Genomic DNA, 18,299 nt, shown 5'->3' on the forward strand with positions numbered 1-18,299 from the left:
TCCTATTCAGCGGCGCCGGCCAGGTCGGGCCGGTACGCGGCGGGGTCGTCGTATTCGACGAGTTCGAGCACATTGCCTTCGGGGTCACGGAAGAAGGCGAGCCACGTGCCAGGCCGCACTTCCATGGGCGCGGGCGCGCTGTCGAAGACGACGCCCTTCGATTCCAGATCGCGCACCACGCCGCGCAGGTCGCGCACGATGAAGGTGAGGTAGGCGGCGCCCTGGCGGTCCAGAATCGCCGCGCCGCGCACGGCGGGTTCAGGGGCAACGGCCGGTTGCAGCAGCTTGATGCGCTCGCCGTACGGCGTCTGCAGGCGCGCGACGTCGTAGCCGTGCGCCGTGAGGCCCGTTGCCCGCGCCTTGTCGGCGGGCACCGTCACGCGGTTCACCAGCGTCAATCCCAGGACGCCGGTGTAGAACGCGGCCAGCGCATCCAGATCCGCGCAGCAGATGCCGACCTCCATCGGCACGGTCATGTGCACGCCGCTCATGACTGCTCTCCAAGATCGGCCAGCACGTCGGCCAGGCCCGCCATCACCTCGTCGGTGTCGGCGAACGCCGCGCGTTCCAGCACCTTCGAGATGCTGGGGGAGGCCTCGCCGCCGGTGACGCGCTTGACCGGCTGGTCCAGCCAGTCGAAGTAGCGGCGCTGGATCTCGTCGGCCAGCATGGCGCCGTAGGACGTGCCGCGCGCGCCTTGCTCCACGATCAGCACATTATTAGTTTTCTGGATGCTGGCGCCGATGGTGTCCCAGTCCACGCTGGCGCGGTCCAGCGTGCGCAGGTCGATGACTTCGGCGTCCACGCCCGCCTGTTCGGCGGCCGCCAGCGCGCGGCTGACCATGGACAAGTACGTCAGGATGGTGACCTTGCCGCCTTCGCGGCGCACTTGTGCGCGGCCGAAGGGAATGGCGTAGTCCAGGTCGCCGTCGGGCACGTCGCCCGACGACGCATACAGATCCACGTGCTCGATGACCAGCACCGGATCCTTGGACGCCAGCGCCGTGTTCATCAGGCCCACGTAGTCGTGCGGCGTGGACGGGGCAACGATGCGCCAGCCGGGCGCCGTGGCGAAGATGCCGGCCGGGTCCATCGAATGCTGCGAGCCGTAGCCCGTGCCCATCGCGACCTTGGTGCGCAGCACGAACGGCACGTCGATGTCGCCGCCGAACATGTGACGCGCCTTGCCGATCTGGTTGAAGATCTGGTCGGCCGCGACCCACATGAAGTCCGGGTACATGAATTCCACGACGGGCTTGTAGCGGCCGTCCATCGCCAGCCCGCCGCCCAGTCCGGCAAAGGCGTTTTCCGAGATCGGCGTGCCCAGCACGCGGTCCGGGTACTTGTCCTTCAAGCCGCGCGTGGCGCCGTTGGTGCCGCCCTTCAGGCGGTGCACGTCCTCGCCCAGTACGACGACGCCGGGGTCGGTTTCCATGCGGCGGTCCAGCACGTCGGCCACCGCATCGACGAACTTGCGCGTCACCTTCGCGCCGGTGTGATCGGCGGCTTCCTGGTAGCGCAGGCCTTCCAGTTCCGAGCCATCGCTGCGCAGGCCCACGTCGCGGAAATTAGGGCTGGGCCACAGGTCGGCGCGCACGCGGCGCTTGCCGCCGTCCGCCGCTTCCGTCAGGCGGCCGGACACGTCCTTCATCACGTCCTTGCAGCGCTGGCGCAGGGCATCCACCTCGGCCTGCGTGACGAGCTTGCGGGCGATCATTTCCGAGGCGATGCGGTCCAGCGGATCGCGCTGGCGCCACTGCGCCTCTTCGTCCTTGGTGCGGTAGCCGAAGGCGCTGCCGGGGAAGGGACCGTTCTGGTGGAAGAAGCGGTAGACGTCCACTTCGACAATGGTCGGACCGTTGCCGGCACGCATGTGCGCAACGGCTTCCGACATGGCCAGGTGCACGGCCAGCGGATCCATGCCGTCGACTTTCCAGGACGGGATGTTGAAGGCCAGCCCGCGCGCGGACAGGCGCGGCTCGGCGGTGGACTCTTCCACGGTGGTGGACACGGCGTAGCGGTTGTTCTCGATGAAGAAGCACAGCGGCGTCTTCCACGCGGCGGTCAGGTTCATCGTTTCCAGGACCGACCCGATGTTGACCGCGCCGTCGCCAAAGTACGTGACGGCTACGCGGTCCGTGCCCGCATGCTTGTGCGCCCAGCCCGCGCCGGCGGCCAGCGGCACGCCGCCGCCAACGATCGCGTTGGTGCCCAATGCGCCGGCTTCCAGCCAGCGCAAGTGCATGCTGCCGCCGCGGCCGCGGCAGTAGCCGTTGGCCAGGCCCATGATCTCGGCCAGCGTCTTGTGCAGGACTTCGTCGATGGCGGGCGTCAGCGGGTTGCGCGGATCCAGTCCAAGCGGCGCGACGTGTTGCAGCGCCTTCGCCAGGAACTGGTGATGGCCGCGATGCGAGCCGTTGATCTGGTCGCCTGCGCCCAGGGCCAGCACCGAACCGACGGCGCCGCCTTCCTGGCCCACCGACGAGTGCGCGGGGCCGTGTACCAGGCCTTCGGCGGCCAGCTCCAGCACGGCTTCCTCGAAAGCGCGGATCCAGTGCAGTTGGGTCAGCATCGTGCCGAGCAGCGCGGGGTCAGCCTGCTGCCAGTCCGAGGCCTCGGCCGTCAGTTGCCGCCAGGGCGCCTGGGGCTCAAGCGGTTGGTAGGTGGCCATGAATGAATCTCCAGAGTGTTTTTGTAAGCGTCGGGGGCAATCAGAGGTAGCTGTAGCGGCTCCAGCCGCCGTCGGCCACCAGGGTGTGTCCGGTGATGTAGGCGGCCTGGCGCGACGCCAGGAAAACCGCCAGGTCGGCCATTTCGGCCGGTTGCGCCATGCGGCGTAGCGGCGTGCGTTGCTTGAGGCGTTCGGGATCCAGCCGGCCGCGCGCCGCCAGGTCGCGCACCAGGTCGGTTTCGACGTACCCCGGCGCCAGCGCGTTGACGCGCACGCCCGACGGGCCCCATTCGACGGCCAGCGTCTCGGTCAGCAGCACCACCGCGCCCTTGGTGGCGCAGTAGGCCGCGCGGTCGGGGGCGGCCACCACGCCGTACATGGAGGCCAGGTTGATGATGCTGCCCGAGCCCGCGGGCACCATGCGCCGGCCCGCGGCCTGCGCGCACAGGAAGACGCCGGTCAGGTTGATGTCCACGGCGCGCCGCCATTCGTCCACGGTGACTTCCAGCGTGGGCTTGTTGGCCGAGATGCCGGCGTTGTTGACCAGCACGTCGATGCCGCCCCAGGTCTCGGCAACCTGCGCGAAGGCGCGTTCGACCGCGTCGGCGTCGGTGACGGACGCCTGCACGGCCATGGCCTGCGCGCCGGTTCCCGTTGCCGCCAGACTTGCGACAGCCGCCTCCAGCGCGGCGGCGTCCGTGTCCAGCAGCGCGACGCGCGCGCCCTGGCGCGCAAACGCCTGCGCCGTGCTGTAGCCGATGCCCTTCGCGCCGCCGGTGATGACGACCGTCTGGCCGCGCAGCTCCGGATGGATGACTTCAGTGGTGTTGTCCACAATGTGTGCCTGTAATGGATGAGTACGTAGGCCGGCTAGACCGCCAGCCATTCCTGGACGACGTCCTGGCGCTCATGAAGCTGCGCGGGCGGTCCTTCGAACACGATGCGGCCGTGGCCCATCACGCTCACGCGCGTGGACACCTTCAGCGCGATCGTCAGCTTCTGCTCGACCAGCACCACCGACACACCCTGCTTGTGGATATCCCGGATGACGTCGGCGATCACCTCGACGATCTTGGGCGCCAGGCCTTCGGTGGGCTCGTCGATCAGGATGACCTTGGGGTTGCCCAGCAGCGAGCGGCACATGGTCAGCATCTGCTGCTCGCCGCCCGACAGGTTGCCGGCCTTCGTGCTGCTGCGTTCCTTCAGGCGCGGGAAGTAGTCGAACATCTGCGCCACGGTCCAGTACGGCGCATCATCGCGCCGGGGCTGCTCGCCCATGCGCAGGTTCTCGTCCACCGTCAGGTTGGCGAACACCTCGCGTTCCTCGGGCACGAAGGCCAGGCCGGCGCGCGCGATCTCGAAGGGACGCTTGTTGGTGATGTCGCGGCCTTCGATGGCGATGCGGCCGCCGGTCACGTCCACCAGTCCCATGATGCTTTTCATGGTGGTGGAGCGGCCCGCGCCGTTGCGGCCCAGCAGGCTGACCACTTCGCCGCGCCCGATCGACAGGTCGATGCCGTGCAGGATGTGGCTCTTGCCATAGTGGGCATGCACGCCCTGCAGCGACAAGAGGGGGGATTGCGTCGTCATACCGTTTCCTCTCCCAGGTAGGCCTCGCGCACGCGGGCGTCGCCGCGGATCGCGGCGGGTGTGCCGGTGGCCAGGATCTCGCCGTAGACCAGCACGCTGATGCGATCGGCCAGCGAGAACACCACCTGCATGTCGTGTTCGACGATCAGCAGGGTGCAGTCGCGCGTTACGTCCTTGATGAGTTCGACCGTGTAGTCGACCTCGTGCTGCGACATGCCGGCCATGGGTTCGTCCAGCAAAATTACCTTCGGGCGCGACGCCAGCGTCATGCCGATTTCCAGCGAGCGCTGCTCGGAGTAGTTCAGGTCGCCGGCCGCCGTGTCCTGCTTGGCCGTCAACCGCACCTTTTCCAGCAGGCGGTCCACGTCTTCATTGACGGCGCGGTTGCGCGCAATCGGCCGCCAGAAGTTGTAGACCAGCCCGTGCATGCGCAGCACCGCCAGCCGCAGGTTCTCGCGCACCGACAGGCGCGGGAACACGTTGGTGATCTGGAACGAGCGCGCAAGGCCAAGCCGGTTGATGGCCTCGGGCGCCAGGCCGCCGATGGACCGCGAGCGCAGGCTGATGTCGCCCGACGTGGGCGCGAACGAGCCCGACATCAGGTGAAACAGCGTGGACTTGCCCGCGCCATTGGGGCCGATGACGGCGTGGCGTTCGCCGGCTTCGATCGCCAAGTTCACGCCGCGGATGATCTGCGCTTCACCAAAGGATTTGCGCACGTCGGTCAGGGTCAGGATCTCGTGGCTCATTTGGCGGGCTCCAGCAGAGGGGCGGCTTCGCCGGCGTCGCGCCACAGGGTCAGCGCCCAGCGGCAGGCGGCAAGGCCGGCGGCGAACAACGCCAGCGGCACCAGCCAGGTCGACATGGCAAGCGGCGCCCACTCCTGGCCGAACAGCGGGATGGCGGGCCAGCCGGCCTCGGGGTTCATGGCGAGGAGGGCGCGGTAATCGCGCGCGAACATGCGTTGCAAGAGTTCGACGGTGAAGACGGTGGCGCCAGTCAGAAGCAGACCCCCGGCCACCGACACCGCGGCGCGCGGCAGCCAGTTGGCCAGGCCGCGCTCGCGCAGCGACTTGGCCGCGCGTTGCACCAGTCCGACCAGGCCGTCCGGCACGAACAGCATCACCAGCACGAACAGGATGCCTTGATACAGCAGCCAGGACCGCGTGATGTCGGCCAGCGTCTGCGACAGGAACGTCAGGATGGACGCGCCCAGCACCGGACCCAGGAACGCGTTGACGCCGCCGATGTAGGCGAACAGCACCGCGTCGGTGGACAGCTTGACCTCGAACAGCACGTAGTTGCCGGCCTCGATGTTCAGCGCCTGCAGGCCGCCCGCAATGCCGGCAAACATCGCCGACAGCGCGAACACCATGGTCTTGAGCGCATGCGGGCGGTAGCCCAGGTAGCGCAGGCGGTTGGCGTTTTCGCGCAGGCCCAGCGTCAGGCGGCCCAGCGGCGTGCGCGTCAGGCCGTACAGCGCGGCCAGCGACACCACCACCCAGGCCAGCACCAGGTAATAGACCTCGATGTCGGACCCGAAGGTAAAGCCCCACGCAGGCATGCGCATGGCGGATACGCCCGCCTCGCCGCCGAAGACGCCTTTCAGGTGCGGCGCCAGCGCGTGCAGCAGTTCGGCCAGCGCCAGCGTGATCATCGAAAAGTACACACCTGACCGCATGGTGGCGAACCAGCCGGCGACCACGCCGAACAGCAGCCCGGCCACGCCGCCCACGAGCGGCATCAGCGGCGTGGGCAGCAGACCCGCGCCGCCCAGCGCATTCATCGCATGGATGGTGGCAAAGGTGCCGACGCCAAAGTACGCGGCATGACCGAACGACAGCATGCCGCCCTGGCCGGCCAGCAAATTGAAGGCGCAGGCGAACAGTGCGGCAATCAGCATCTGCACGGCCGCCACGAGCTGGCCGGCAGGCAGCAGCCACGGCAGCGCGCATAGCGCGGCCACACACAGGATCAACAGCAGCGCGCCCGTGGCGCGGCCGGTGGAGGGGGTGGAATGGCTCATGCCTGCTCTCCTTTCAGGCCCGACGGCTTGACCAGCAGCACCACCAGCATCAGCAGAAACGGCAGCGTCGCGGCCAGGCTGGAGATCTTCACCGTCATCAGGCCGCCCACGCTTTCGGCCCAGTCACGCGCGCCGAACAGGCCGAACAACGTCGCAAGGCTGGCGTCGATGCCGACCGAGAACGAGCTGATCAGGCCGATCAACAGCGAGGCGATCATGGCGCCTTCCAGCGAACCCAGTCCACCCACCACGACCACCACGAACACCAGCACGCCCAGTTCCAGCGCCATGTTCGGGTTGGTGGTGTAGAACGCGCCCGCCACCGCGCCGGCAAGGCCCGCCATCGCGGCGCCCACGCCGAACACGCTCATGAAGACGAGCGGCACGTTGTGACCCAGCGCCTCGGCCATGCGCGGACGGTAGATGGCCGAGCGCACCACGATGCCCACACGGGTGCGCGACAGCAGCAGGTAGATCACCGCGAACATCGCGATCGACACGCCGCCCATCAGCAGGCGGTAGAACGGATAATCCGCGTCGAACACGCGGAACGCCGCGAAGTTCAGGAACTGCGGCACGCGGTAGTCGACGGGAAAATCGCCGTAGAAGAGCTTGACCAGCTCGGCGACGATGAACGCCAGCCCGAAGGTCACCAGCAATTCCTGCGCGTGGCCAAACTTGTGCACGCGGCGCAGGAAAAAGCGTTCGACGCCCATGCCCAGCACGCCCGAAATGATCGTGGCCAGCACGAGGGCCGCCCAGAAGCCCGTGACGGGCGTCAGCGTGTAGGCGGCGTAGGCGCCAATCATGTAGAACGAGGCGTGCGCAAAGTTCAGCACGCCCATCATTCCGAAAATCAATGTCAGGCCTGCCGACACCATGAATAGCAGCAGGCCGTAGATCACGCCGTTCAACAGCGAGACGGTAAAGTATTCCATGTCCGCTCCAGGATTCTTGCGCGGGACGCCGGGCGTCCCGCGAGCGATTGCGCACGTTGTTTTTGCCCGGCCCGCGCCGGGTGTGCGCTTGTCATGTGCCGGCGGCGGCCCGTTCGCGTTTCAGCGCCCGGGCCGCCGCGCCGGCATCACTTCGGACGTTGCATCTTGCAGGTGGCCTGCACCGGCGCGGACACGTCGGCCGCGGCCAGCACCTTGACCGGTTCAAAGCCCATGTCGGTGCCGTCCGCCTTGTACTTGGCGTTCTTGCTGACCTTGGACACGACCATCGGCAGTTGCACCTGGTGGTCTTCGGCGCGCATCGTGTAGTCGCCCAGCGCGGACTTGTAGGTGACCTGCTCCAGCGCGACGGCCAGTTCGGGCACCGACAGCTTGCCGTCCTTGGGCTTGACCTGCTTCAAGGCTTCGCCCAGGAAGCGAACGCCGATCACGGTCTGCGGCTCGGTGTAGCTGGGATAGTGGCCGGTCTTGGACTTGTAGTCCTCGGCAAACTTCGCGCCTTCCTCGCCCGCGGCCTCGATGTTGTACGGGTGCGCGATGTAATGGCCCATTGCGACTTCGCCGGCGTTGGCCAGGTTGCCCACCTGGTCCAGGAACACCGTGGCAAAGCGCACCTTCAGGCCGGCGGCCTGCGTGGCCTTCATCAGCAGCAGCAGGTCGTTGGACCAGTTGCCGGTGATCACCGTGTCCGGCGTGGCCGAACGGATGCGCGCCACGTACGGTGCGAAGTCCTGGATCTTGTTGACCTCGTGCAGCGTCTTGCCGACCACCTCGTAGCCGTAGTCCTTGGCAAAGCGCTCGGTCGCGCCTTCCATGTCCTGGCCCCAGGAGTAGTTCTGGTTGATGGCGTACACGCGCTTGCCCAGCGTGCCGTCGGCCGACATCACCGACGCCAGCGCCTTCACGCGCAGGTCGGCGTTGGTGGTGAAGCGGAAGTGGTAGAAGTGGCACTTCTGGCCGGTCAGCTCAAGCGCCTCGCCGCCCACGTTCAGGAAGACGATTTCCTTGCCGGGGTTGCGCAGGTTGTGCTTGCGCACGTCTTCCGTCAGCTGGCCGGAAATCGCCGATGACGACCCTTGCACCAGCACTTGCACGCCCTCGGCGGCAGCGGCGCGGAAGCGGTCGGAGGCGCCCACGGGGCCGCCCTGGTTGTCGAACTCCACCAGTTCCAGCGGCTGGCTGTTCCAGCCGCCGGCCGCGTTGATGCGATCCAGCTCGTATTTGACGGCGGCACGGAACATCAGGCCGGTCGAGGCCTGCGGGCCCGACAGCGTTTCGATCAGGCCGATCTTGACGGGCGCGGCGTGGGCGGTGGCGGCGAGTCCGGCCAGGCACAGCAGACCGGTGGTGAAAGCCAATTTCATGCGTGTCTCCTCCGTTGAACGGGAGTGTGGTGATTGCGTGGGTCAGGCAGGCGCGCGCGCCGCATCGCCGCCGCGCCGCAAGGGCGCGAAAGCGATGGGGAGCGAAGACGGGGAAGTGGCGGCGGCCACGGTCGCACAAGGCGCCGGGGCGAAACGCCGGCCGGGCAGGGCACGAAGCCGCCGGGGCGTCTGAAGGTGCGCCGTCGGACGTGCCGAGGGCGCGGATGCGGTCATGCTGCCGGTGAAGTTCACCTGGTTGTCCCCTGCCTGTTTATGCGGCGTGTCGCCGTGTTTTTCTGACTGACTTGCCTGAAAACGTCCGTTGAATTACGCTGTCAGCACAAGTTGTCAGGCAACTTTATCAAGTTGTCCGATAAATCATAGGCCAGGCGTTTTTCTCGTGTCAAGCAACGGATTCAGCAGTTCAATCGGAATTTGCACCGTTGCCGCGACAGCGCCGCGGACCGCTAAAAACAGCTTCAGGAGACAGGATGATTTCGTTCGAGGGGCAGGTTGCCGCCATCACTGGCGCGGGCAACGGCATCGGGCTGGCGACGGCGCGCCTCATGGCCGCGCACGGCGCGCGGCTGGTGCTGACCGACATCGACAACGCGCGGCTGGAGGAGGTGGCGGCAGAGCTCGACCCCACCGGGCAGCGCGTCTACACGCATGCGCTGGACGTGTCGCTGTCGCACGATTGCGAACGGGTGTTCGAGGCGGCGGCCAAGCATTTCGGTGGGCTGGATCACCTGGTCCACTGCGCGGGCATCTACCCGGAACAGCTCGTCAAGGACACCAGCGACGAGTCCTGGCGCACGCTGATGCGCGTGAATCTGGACGGCACGTTCTACGTGTGCCGCGCCGCCCAGCGCCATCTGCGCCACGACGGTTCGATCGTCCTGTTGACGTCGCTGGCCGCGCAGCGCGGCAGCTATGCCCACGCCGCCTATTCCGCGTCCAAGGGCGCGGTGCAGAGCTTCACCCGCAGCCTGGCATTGGAACTGGCCCCGCAGATCCGCGTGAACGCGGTGGCGCCCGGCATCATCGCCACGTCCATGACGCATGACCTGATCGGGCAGAAGGGCGCGCAGTTGCTGGAAAGCACGCCGCTGCGCCGCTTCGGCACGGCCGAGGAGATCGCGGGCACTATCGCGTTCCTGTGCTCGCCGCTGGCGTCATTTGTGACGGGCGAGGTCATGCAGGTCAATGGCGGGATCTATATCGCTTAAAGTGCAGGAACGCGGCGCGCCGGGAGAAACCGGCAAACCTATAATTTCCAAGGCGCTGCCGCGAAGATGCCTGTCAGGACCCCCACGCGAGACATTCCTATAAACATGGCCGCCGCACCCGCGCGCCGCCCTCACGTTTGAAGATCCCCATGCAGCCCAGTCAAGAATCCGATCCGACGCGCGCCGCGCCTCGCAGTTCGCTATCCGCGGCGGTGGCGGATGCCCTGGCCGACCAGATACGCCAAGGCGTGCTGGCCCCCGGCGACCGTCTGCCCACCGAAAAGCAATTGACCGAAATGCATTCGGTCAGCCGCGCGGTCGTGCGCGAAGCGCTGGCTCGCCTCAAATCCGAAGGACTGGTCACGTCGCAGCAAGGCAGCGGCGTGTTCGTCGATCCGAACTTCCAGAAGAACGCCTTTCGCATCGCCGCGCCCACGCCGGGCGACAACCAGGACCTGGAACACATCCTTGAGCTGATGCTGTCCATCGAGGTCACGGCGGCGCGCTATGCGGCGCAGCGGCGCACCGATCCTGATTTGAAAAAGATGCGGCAGGCGCTGGTGGGCATGGAGTACGCGCTCATCAACGACAAGCTGGGCGACGAGGAAGACTACCAATTTCACCAGGCCATCGTGCAGGCCACGCACAACCCGCATCTGGTGGCGCTGAACGATTATCTGGAAGCGAACGTGCGGCGCGTCATCCGGAGTGCGCGCAACAACACCGCGCGGATGTATGCAGAGCGCATGGCCGCGGTGCAGAGTGAGCATCAGGTCATCTTCGCGGCCATCGAAGCCGGGGACCCCGATGCGGCGGGGCGTGCGGCCGAACAGCATCTGCGCAACGCGGCGGACCGGCTGCGGTTGTTTCAGGCGGAGCGCCCGGCGCCGGTCTAGCGTGCCTCGGTCTGGCGCGCCCCGGTCTGATCCCATGACGAGCGCGCCGTCCTTTACGCGAAGGTCTGCTCCATCTCGCGCCGGAACTGCACCGCCGTCCAGCGTTCGTCGTATTCCACATCGCGCCAGCGGATCGCCTGCGACTGGCGCACGGGATTCTTCAGCTTGACCTTGTTCGACAACCCCAGCGGCAGATAGCCTTCCTCGACCGAATCGGGGGCTGGCATCAGGCGCCCGTACACCGTATAGCCGCCTTCGCCGTCCAGGATCTGGCCGGCTTGCAGGTCGCGCTTGGCCGTCGCCACGACGTCACCATGCCAGCCGGCCGGCGCACCCGTCGGCTCTCGCCGCAGGCCTACGCTGGCCACGCTGATGCCCAACTCAAGCCCGATCAGGTGGTAAGGCTTGTACATGGCGGTGAAATTGCCGCTCGGATCGGTGACCAGGCCGTATTCCTGGAAGCAGCGCCGCACGTAGTCGCTGTCGGCCGCCAGCGTGACATACACGCCCCAGCGCAGGTCCCGGAACACCGGCCGGCCGTCGCGTTCCAGCGACGATATCACCTCGACCTGGCCGCGATGGTGCAGCATGCCGCCATCTTCGCGGGGACGCAGCACGCGCGCCAGGTCGTCCACGCCGCACGGCGGAAAGTGCAGGCCGGACGGCGAGGGCAGCAGGCCCGTGGCATTGGAGACGGCCGCCATCTCGATGGCGCTCTTGGTGCCATCCAGAAAGCTGTTGAACATCTGCGCGTTGAAGTCGCCCGCCGCCACCATTTCCGCCGTGAAGCCGTAATAGGGCCAGACGGTATCGGGCGTGGACGTATGGAATTCCGGCAGGTACTTGGTGCCCTTGCCGGCGGCCATGACTTCAAAGCCGCTGGCGCGGGCCCAGTCCACCATTTCGCAGATCAGCGCGGGCTGGTCGCCATAAGCCAGCGAATAGACGATGCCCGCCTCGCGGGCGCGGCGCGCCAGCAGCGGGCCGGCCAGCGCGTCGGCTTCGACGTTGACCATGATGATGTGCTTGCCGTATTCGCAGCAGGTCAGCACGTGCGTGATGCCGGCCGCGGCCTGGCCGGTGGCGTCGATGACGATGTCTACGTCGGGACTGGCGATGACGGTGCGCGCATCGTCGCAGAAATAGACCTTGCCGTTCTTGTACGCGTCATTGATGCTGCTGGCGTTGAGCGCGCCCGCGGGCCAGCCGACCCGGGTCAGCGCGGCGCGAGCCCGGTCCGGCACCAGGTCCGCGACGGCGACCAGCCGCATCCCCGGCGTGCGCGGGGCCTGACTCATGAACATGGCGCCGAACTTTCCGGCGCCCAACAATGCGACGCGCAGCGGCTTGTGGTCGGCTTCTCGCTGCTTGAGCAGACGGTACAGATTCATGGCGCGGGCTCCTCCTGGGTGGGGCGTACGACTCCACAGGATAGTCCCAAACGATGACGCCTGAACAGGACTCAGGCATCTGCCGTATAGAGCTCGCCGGCCAGCACGTTGCGCCAGTTCTGCCACGTGATGCGCGGGCGGTCCGTCACCTCGCGGTTGTAGGGCGCGTCGAACAGGATGTGCTTCCAGCGCGGCCGCACGGCGCCTTCGATATGCGGCTTGTCGTCGATGAGCAGATGGCCCTGCACCAGCGTCTTGTCCTTGGTCAGGATCAGCCGGTTGGTGGCCTCGCGGCCCAGATTCTTTTCCACCCACAGGTATTTTTCGGCGACGCAGTTTTCAAACTGCGACAGCGGCGACGAGCAGATCCGCACATCCATGCCAAGCGCCAGCAGTTCCTTGACCGCGTCCAGCGCGCCGGGCACGGGCGGCAGATTGCGGATGAAACCCGGCGCGGTGTAGATCGCCTCGGCCATGCCGCGTAGTTCGGGGCCGTAATCCTCGCGGATGTAGAAGGACTTGCGGTCCTCGAACGCGATGGGCGCGATGTCCGGGTGGCGTTCGCGCCAGGCGTCGATGAAGGCGTGTTCGAAATCGGCCAGCACGCCGTCTTGATCCAGCAGGATGATCATGGGGGTCCCAAACGTTGGCAACCGTAGGATTGTGCCCTAGCCGACCAGCGGCCGGGATTGCGCCACGATGCGGTAACGGCTGCCGCCGGTCAGCGATTCGGACGCGACCAGCACCATGCGGTCGTAATGCCAGTCCAGCGGCGCGGGCGCGTCGGCGGGCGGCGCGGCGTGCGTGATGTTGCGCAGCAACGTGACGTGCGGGCGGAACGGCTGGGTCGGCGGGGTCAGTCCATAGCCGGACAGCCACTGCCAGAGATCGTCGTGGGCCTGCTGCAGCCCCGGGGGCGTCTCGGCGGGACCCGCCCAAAGAATGCGCTGGCGGTGGAAGACCCCGAAGCGGTCCAGCCGCACATCGCCCGGCGTCAGGCGGCGTTCGGGCGTGGCGGCCGCCAGCTCGTCGGCCAGGGCGCTGTCGACGGGCCCCAGGAAGGCGAGCGTCAGATGCAGCGTCTCGGTGCGCATGGCGCGTCCGCCCATGGCCGGCTTTGCGGCTTCCGCCCAGCCGGCCAGCGACGCCGCCAGCGGGGGAGACGGCCACAGCGCGTAGAAGAGGCGGATGGTGGACATGCGCTGATTGTAGGTCGCGTCTGCGAGGGGCGGGCCCACCGTTTTCCTTCAGCCGTAATGCTCGTCGTCCAGCAGCATGTCCTCGAAGAACGCGCCGAACCGGCGTTGGGGATCCAGTAGGTGGATCTCCAGGATCCAGCGCATGTCCGACGGCGCGATGTCCAGATCGGCAAGCGACCCGGTGTGAATGGCCGCGTGGGGAAAGTCGGAAATCCGGTGGCCGGGCAGCTCGAAGTTCAGCGCCCAACCCATGGCGCGCGCCTGGCGGTCGGCGTGGGCATAGAGCGCATGGCCGGTCAGGCGTTCGCGCAACCATCGGTCGCGCACGTCGTGGAAGAGGATTTCGGCATCGCGCGCGCAGCGCGCCTGCTCGGCGTTGCCACCCAATACGAATGACTTGCCGCCGTCGCCTTCCCAGGCGTCGAGGCGGGGTGCGATGTCCAGAAAGAAAATGTCGTCTTCGCCCAGCACCGCGCCCGGCTCGGACGGCTGGCGCATGGACTTGAGCGTGTTGGCGCCAAAGCGCACCCGCGTGGGATGCCAGCTCAGGGCCATGCCGGCGTCGATGAGTGTCTGCTTGGCGAGCCTCACGGCGTCTTCCTCCACCATGCCGGGCTGGATGCGGGCGGCGATGTCGGCAATGGCCTGGCGCGTCTTGTTGCGCGCCCGCAGCATGCCGTCCACGGAGAAGGCGGGGCCAACGCGTTCGCTGGCGGGGGAAGGAGGCATCGTCATGGCGGAATTCCTATGTGGCTGGGCGCAGCGGCATGCCGCGCCGGACAGGCGCCAGTCTGGGCAGAAGAGGGCAGGCCCGCGAGCGCCCGGCGGAACGGAATCGTGCCAGGCTGGCGCGTGGACGGGCCAGCGACGCAGGCAAGGACGGATTCGGGCCGCCATGGCGCGTTTCAAGGCCAAGGATTCGCGTGGGCCGCCGCACATGGTTGGCGCTGGGCTAACGTAGCGGTTTTCCTTTGTACGCCCGTCACCCGCCATGAAAACCGTCGCCCTTGTCGTGTTCCCCGGGGTGCAGGCCCTGGACGTCAGCGGCCCCATGGATGTGTTCGCGGAAGCGAACCGCTTTCTGGCGCCGGCCCGGCAATACCGGCTGGAGATCATCGGCCTCACGCGCGGCGCGGTACCGTGCTCCAACGGGATGACGATCCTGCCGCAGCGGCATTACGCCGAGGTGTCTGACACCCCAGACCTGTTGCTGGTCGCGGGAGGCCCGAACCTGCCGGCTGCGCGCGAGCCCGACGAGGCGCTGGTCTGGCTGCGGGCGGCCTGCCGGCGCGCGCCGCGGTACGGGTCGATCTGCAACGGCGCCTTCTTGCTGGCACGCGCGGGACTGCCCGATGGCGCGGTCGTCACCACGCACTGGAACGATGCGCAGGCCTTGGCCGCGCAGTATCCGGCGTTACGGGTCGAGGTGGACAGGTTGTATGTGCAGGACGGCCGCCTGCATACGTCGGCGGGTGTCACGGCAGGCATCGATCTGTCGCTGTATCTGCTGGCGCAGGATCACGGCGCAGAGGTCGCGCTGAACGTGGCCAAGCGGCTCGTGGTGTTCACGCAGCGCGCTGGCGGGCAATCGCAGTTCAGTCCGTTTCTGACCCCGTTCGTCGAGGAAACCTCGGTGGTCGCGCAGGTGCAGCAGCATGTGCTGACCAACCTGTCCGGCGACTTGGGCCTGGCAGAGCTGGCCGCCGTGGCCCGGATGAGCCGCCGCAATTTCTCACGGGTGTTCCGGCGGGATGCGGGCGTGACGCCGGCGGAATTCGTGGAAAGCGCGCGGGTGGACGCGGCGCGGGCGCGCCTGGAGCGCGACGGCGCGCCGCTCAAGACGGTCGCGTATGAATGCGGCTTTCGCGATGCGCGCCACTTACGCGAGGCATTCACCCGGCGTTTGGGCGTGTCGCCCAGCCAATACCGGACCAGTTTCAGCCTGGGGCAGGGCGGCCCGGCGCTTGCTGATTAGCGCGTGGGACGGCAGGATGCTTGCCGTTCAGGGGTAGGGATCGCGCCGCTCGCCGTTCAAGGCTTGGTGCGGCGAGTCACACCCGTGTCAAAGCGTTCAACGCCCGGCCGGGCAGGGCGGTCGAAGCGTTCCACGCCGGGGCGCGCGGCGGGGCGGTCGAATCGTTCGACGCCCGGGCGGTTCAGCCGCTCGACGCCGGGGCGATCAAACCGTTCCACGCCGGGGCGATCAAACCGCTCGACGCCGGGCCGCGCAAAGCGCTCGACCCGTTGCGGCGTGGCCGTCTTGGCGGCCGCGCTTTGCGCCGCCTCTTGCTCACGCTTGGCGATGATCTCTTCGGCGCGCTGGTGGTGCGGCGCCATCTTGCGCACCATCACCCGGCCGTCGCGCGGGAAGTAGTTGATGCGGCGCGCGTGCACGTCGCCCAGATCCTGCGCCTTGACGGGGATGCCTTCGGTCTTGAGGTAGTTCAGGACGAACTCGCCGTTGCGCTCGCCGATGTTCATCTGCTGCATGGCCGCCAGCACCGCGCCGCCGCCGAACACCTTGGCTTCCAGGCGGTCGCGCGAGGCGCCGGCCTTGAGCAGTTCGTTGATCAGTACTTCCATCGCAAAGGCGCCGTAGCGCATGGTGGCCGATGCGGGCGACTGCATGTCGCCCTCGGGCAACATGAAGTGGTTCATGCCGCCCACGCCCGTGATCGGGTCGTGGATGCAAGCCGCCACGCAGGATCCCAGCACGGTCGAGATCATCATGTTCTCGTTGGTGACGTAGTACTCGTTCGGGAGCACTTTCACTGCCGGAGATTGGAACGCGCTGTCGTAGTAGTGACGCGTCGCGCGGGCTTCAAGAGCGGCCATTGGACTGATATCTGGGCAAAAACGGCGATTGAGACACTAGAAATGCGGGAAAAAGCGACAATTGTGACAAAACATGTAAAAAAATGTCGCTTTATTCTTGCATATCCCGGCAGTCAATGGGAGAAAACTGTGTAAACACGACCAAAGCGTCGTTTATTGGAACTTCCTCCTGACGCCCGCATGCAAAAAGCCTGTGCGGATGGCAGGCAACCATCCTACACAGGCTAGTTCGGGGTCTTTCCCCGGATCACGGGGATGAAGGGGGTTCAAACGGAGGTTTAGACCCGCTGGGCGGAACGATAGGGCGGCGAAAGAACCCCGAGCCGGACCGGCCTTCCAGGCCGGTCCGGCAGATCTGCCGGTCTAGAACCGCGTGCTGCGCGTGACCGACCAGCGCGCGGACAGCGCGCCGAGCGCGGCGGACGCCACCACCGCACCGATCAGGACGGGGGCGCCGGGCAGGTGCAGGGCAAATTCGGCCCCATAACTGCGGGCCAGCCCCAGCAGGGCTTCGTTCAGCGGAGACAGCGCAACGGACGCCACGCCAATCGCCAGCAGCGAAGCCAACGCGCCGGACAACGCGCCCAGGTACAGGAACGGCCGGCGCACGAACGATTCGGTGGCGCCGACCAGCCGCGCCACGCCGATTTCTTCGCGTTGCGACAGCGCCTGCATGCGTACGGTGTTGAACACGGTGGCCAGCACCACGACCGCCACGCACGCGGCCAGGAACCCCAGGCCGATCCGGGCAAACCGCAGAATGGCTTCCAGCCGCTGGACCCACGCGCTGTCCAGTTGCACCAGATCCACGTGGTTCCACTGCTTCCAGGCCGAAGCCAGCGTGTCGGCGCGTCCGGCCAGGTTGTCGCCGTCGGCCAGCGTGACGACGACCGCGTCGGGCAGCGGGTTACCCGGCAGCACGGCCAGCGCTTCCTGCCAGGCGGGGTTGGCGCGCAGGTCGGCCAGGGCGCTTTCGCGGCCCACGACGCGCACGGCGCGCACCTCTTGCGGATAGTCGGCTTGAATGCGCTTGGCGACGTCGGCCGCGGCGCCCGCAGGCGCATCCACGCGCATGAAGACGGTGACCTCCGGCGTGACGGACATTTCCCGCGCCACCGGTTGCACCGAGACCAGGATCGCGCTGCCCAGCAGCGGCAGCGCCAGCGCCAACGCCATGACCAGCAGGTTGGCGAGCGATGAGAAGGGTTGCTTGATCAGCCGGCGCAGGGTGACGAGAAGCGCGTAGCGGTGTTGGCGCAGCCAGGCGTTCATGCCGACTCTCCCGGATGACCGATGCCCGGCTCGGTGCGGCCGGGACGGACGGGCGCCGCCGTTGCGCCATGCGCGCCATGGGTGGCCGCGCCGTCCGGCGGCGTCGCGGGCCCGTGGGAGTCGGCGAACTTGCCCGGCTCGATCCGCAGCGTGCGGGTGGCGTAGCGCGCCATGAGTTCCTGGTCGTGCGAGGCGATCAGCGTAGTGACGCCGACGCGGTTGAAGTCGCGGAACACGTTCATGATGCGTTGCGCGTTGTCGTGATCGAGGTTGGCGGTGGGTTCGTCCGCGATCAGGATCGCGGGCCGGTTGACGATGGCGCGGGCGATCGCCAGGCGCTGTTGTTCGCCGCCCGAGAGCTCGATGGGATTGAGGTCTTCCTTGCCCGACAGCCCCACCTTGTCCAGGGCGGCACGGGCACGCGACGCTGCGGAATCCCAGGGGTGTCCCTGGACGGCCAGCGGCAGCATCACGTTTTCGAACGCGCTCCGGTCGAACAGCAGGTGCGTGTCCTGCAGGATGACGCCCACGGCGCGACGCAGATAGGGCCGGGCGCGCGCGGGCAGCTTGTCCAGACGCTGGCCGTTCACCTGGATCGAACCGCGGCTGGCGGGTTCAAGTCCGCCGATCAGCTTGAGCAGGGTGGACTTGCCGGCGCCGGAGGGCCCCGATACGAAAACGAATTCTCCCGCGCTCACGCGGAAGTTGATGTCGGCCAGGATATTGCGGCCGCGACCATATGATTTGAATACGTGCTGGAATTCGATCATGGCGGCTGTCAGATGAAGCCGCCATAGTAACTCGGGGACAGTAAGGTGGCCTACATCTCTTGGCGTGGCCGGGGCAGGCCGGCTTCATTCCACCGGCTGA

General features: G+C 67.3%; 18 protein-coding genes. 3 read left to right on the forward strand and 15 right to left on the reverse strand.

Annotated elements, in window-relative coordinates; genetic code table 11:
- Positions 1 to 2 precede the first annotated feature (2 nt).
- From HV681_RS05815 to HV681_RS05850, 8 genes are all read right to left on the reverse strand, one after another.
- Positions 3 to 491 (reverse strand): VOC family protein, encoded by a 489-nt coding sequence (locus HV681_RS05815; protein ID WP_175122186.1) that lies wholly within the window; start codon positions 489 to 491, stop codon positions 3 to 5.
- Entirely contained in the window at positions 488 to 2,671 is a 2,184-nt protein-coding gene (locus HV681_RS05820; RefSeq protein ID WP_175122187.1) for an alpha-ketoacid dehydrogenase subunit alpha/beta, read from the reverse strand. Before HV681_RS05820 ends, HV681_RS05815 begins: the two co-directional genes overlap by 4 nt.
- 40 nt (positions 2,672 to 2,711) lie before the next feature.
- Entirely contained in the window at positions 2,712 to 3,506 is a 795-nt protein-coding gene (locus HV681_RS05825) for an SDR family NAD(P)-dependent oxidoreductase (RefSeq protein WP_175122188.1), read from the reverse strand.
- Positions 3,507 to 3,541: 35 nt separating this feature from the next.
- Positions 3,542 to 4,261: an ABC transporter ATP-binding protein gene (locus HV681_RS05830; RefSeq protein WP_056559753.1), complete on the reverse strand. Its 720-nt coding sequence runs from the start codon at positions 4,259 to 4,261 to the stop codon at positions 3,542 to 3,544.
- The gene (locus tag HV681_RS05835) at positions 4,258 to 5,010 is read right to left on the reverse strand and encodes an ABC transporter ATP-binding protein (RefSeq protein WP_105240929.1); all 753 of its coding nucleotides are present in this window, start codon (positions 5,008 to 5,010) and stop codon (positions 4,258 to 4,260) included. The genes HV681_RS05830 and HV681_RS05835 overlap by 4 nt, the downstream gene beginning before the upstream one ends.
- A complete protein-coding gene (locus HV681_RS05840; protein ID WP_175122189.1) occupies positions 5,007 to 6,287 on the reverse strand; it encodes a branched-chain amino acid ABC transporter permease in 1,281 nt (426 codons plus the stop codon). The genes HV681_RS05835 and HV681_RS05840 overlap by 4 nt, the downstream gene beginning before the upstream one ends.
- Positions 6,284 to 7,225 (reverse strand): branched-chain amino acid ABC transporter permease, encoded by a 942-nt coding sequence (locus HV681_RS05845; protein ID WP_056559748.1) that lies wholly within the window; start codon positions 7,223 to 7,225, stop codon positions 6,284 to 6,286. The genes HV681_RS05840 and HV681_RS05845 overlap by 4 nt, the downstream gene beginning before the upstream one ends.
- A gap of 146 nt (positions 7,226 to 7,371) precedes the next feature.
- The gene (locus HV681_RS05850) at positions 7,372 to 8,607 is read right to left on the reverse strand and encodes a branched-chain amino acid ABC transporter substrate-binding protein (protein ID WP_175122190.1); all 1,236 of its coding nucleotides are present in this window, start codon (positions 8,605 to 8,607) and stop codon (positions 7,372 to 7,374) included.
- 491 nt (positions 8,608 to 9,098) lie between these two features.
- Here HV681_RS05850 and HV681_RS05855 point away from each other — a divergent pair, with 491 nt between their 5' ends.
- Both HV681_RS05855 and HV681_RS05860 read left to right on the forward strand, forming a co-directional pair.
- Positions 9,099 to 9,836, forward strand: coding sequence for an SDR family NAD(P)-dependent oxidoreductase (locus tag HV681_RS05855; RefSeq protein WP_175122191.1), 738 nt, complete (start codon positions 9,099 to 9,101; stop codon positions 9,834 to 9,836).
- A gap of 149 nt (positions 9,837 to 9,985) precedes the next feature.
- Positions 9,986 to 10,732 carry a FadR/GntR family transcriptional regulator gene (locus tag HV681_RS05860; protein WP_175122192.1) on the forward strand — a complete coding sequence of 249 codons (747 nt, stop codon included), beginning with the start codon at positions 9,986 to 9,988 and terminating at the stop codon, positions 10,730 to 10,732.
- Positions 10,733 to 10,785: 53 nt separating this feature from the next.
- On the opposite strand, the gene HV681_RS05865 is transcribed toward HV681_RS05860, so the two are convergent.
- The 4 genes from HV681_RS05865 to HV681_RS05880 all read right to left on the reverse strand — a co-directional run bounded on the left by HV681_RS05865 (position 10,786) and on the right by HV681_RS05880 (position 14,057).
- Positions 10,786 to 12,123: an NAD(P)H-dependent oxidoreductase gene (locus HV681_RS05865; protein WP_175122193.1), complete on the reverse strand. Its 1,338-nt coding sequence runs from the start codon at positions 12,121 to 12,123 to the stop codon at positions 10,786 to 10,788.
- Positions 12,124 to 12,194: 71 nt separating this feature from the next.
- Positions 12,195 to 12,755, reverse strand: a complete 561-nt coding sequence (locus tag HV681_RS05870) for a 5'-3'-deoxyribonucleotidase (RefSeq protein WP_175122194.1) — start codon at positions 12,753 to 12,755, stop codon at positions 12,195 to 12,197.
- A gap of 36 nt (positions 12,756 to 12,791) precedes the next feature.
- The gene (gene thpR, locus HV681_RS05875; RefSeq protein ID WP_175122195.1) at positions 12,792 to 13,322 is read right to left on the reverse strand and encodes an RNA 2',3'-cyclic phosphodiesterase; all 531 of its coding nucleotides are present in this window, start codon (positions 13,320 to 13,322) and stop codon (positions 12,792 to 12,794) included.
- A gap of 48 nt (positions 13,323 to 13,370) precedes the next feature.
- Complete coding sequence (locus HV681_RS05880) at positions 13,371 to 14,057, reverse strand: M24 family metallopeptidase (protein WP_175122196.1); 687 nt, start codon at positions 14,055 to 14,057, stop codon at positions 13,371 to 13,373.
- A 256-nt stretch (positions 14,058 to 14,313) separates the two neighbouring features.
- Here HV681_RS05880 and HV681_RS05885 point away from each other — a divergent pair, with 256 nt between their 5' ends.
- On the forward strand, positions 14,314 to 15,297 hold the full coding sequence (locus HV681_RS05885; RefSeq protein WP_175122197.1) for a GlxA family transcriptional regulator: 984 nt from the start codon (positions 14,314 to 14,316) through the stop codon (positions 15,295 to 15,297).
- A gap of 56 nt (positions 15,298 to 15,353) precedes the next feature.
- Here HV681_RS05885 and cheD read toward each other — a convergent pair whose 3' ends face one another.
- From cheD to HV681_RS05900, 3 genes are all read right to left on the reverse strand, one after another.
- A complete protein-coding gene (cheD, locus tag HV681_RS05890) occupies positions 15,354 to 16,157 on the reverse strand; it encodes a chemoreceptor glutamine deamidase CheD (RefSeq protein ID WP_175122198.1) in 804 nt (267 codons plus the stop codon).
- Positions 16,158 to 16,520: 363 nt separating this feature from the next.
- Positions 16,521 to 17,429 (reverse strand): cell division protein FtsX, encoded by a 909-nt coding sequence (locus tag HV681_RS05895; RefSeq protein ID WP_175122199.1) that lies wholly within the window; start codon positions 17,427 to 17,429, stop codon positions 16,521 to 16,523.
- Complete coding sequence (locus HV681_RS05900; RefSeq protein ID WP_175122200.1) at positions 17,426 to 18,199, reverse strand: cell division ATP-binding protein FtsE; 774 nt, start codon at positions 18,197 to 18,199, stop codon at positions 17,426 to 17,428. Before HV681_RS05900 ends, HV681_RS05895 begins: the two co-directional genes overlap by 4 nt.
- Between the last annotated feature and the right edge of the window lie 100 nt (positions 18,200 to 18,299).

This window comes from Achromobacter animicus, assembly GCF_902859585.1.
In the GTDB taxonomy this organism is placed as follows: domain Bacteria; phylum Pseudomonadota; class Gammaproteobacteria; order Burkholderiales; family Burkholderiaceae_B; genus Achromobacter; species Achromobacter animicus.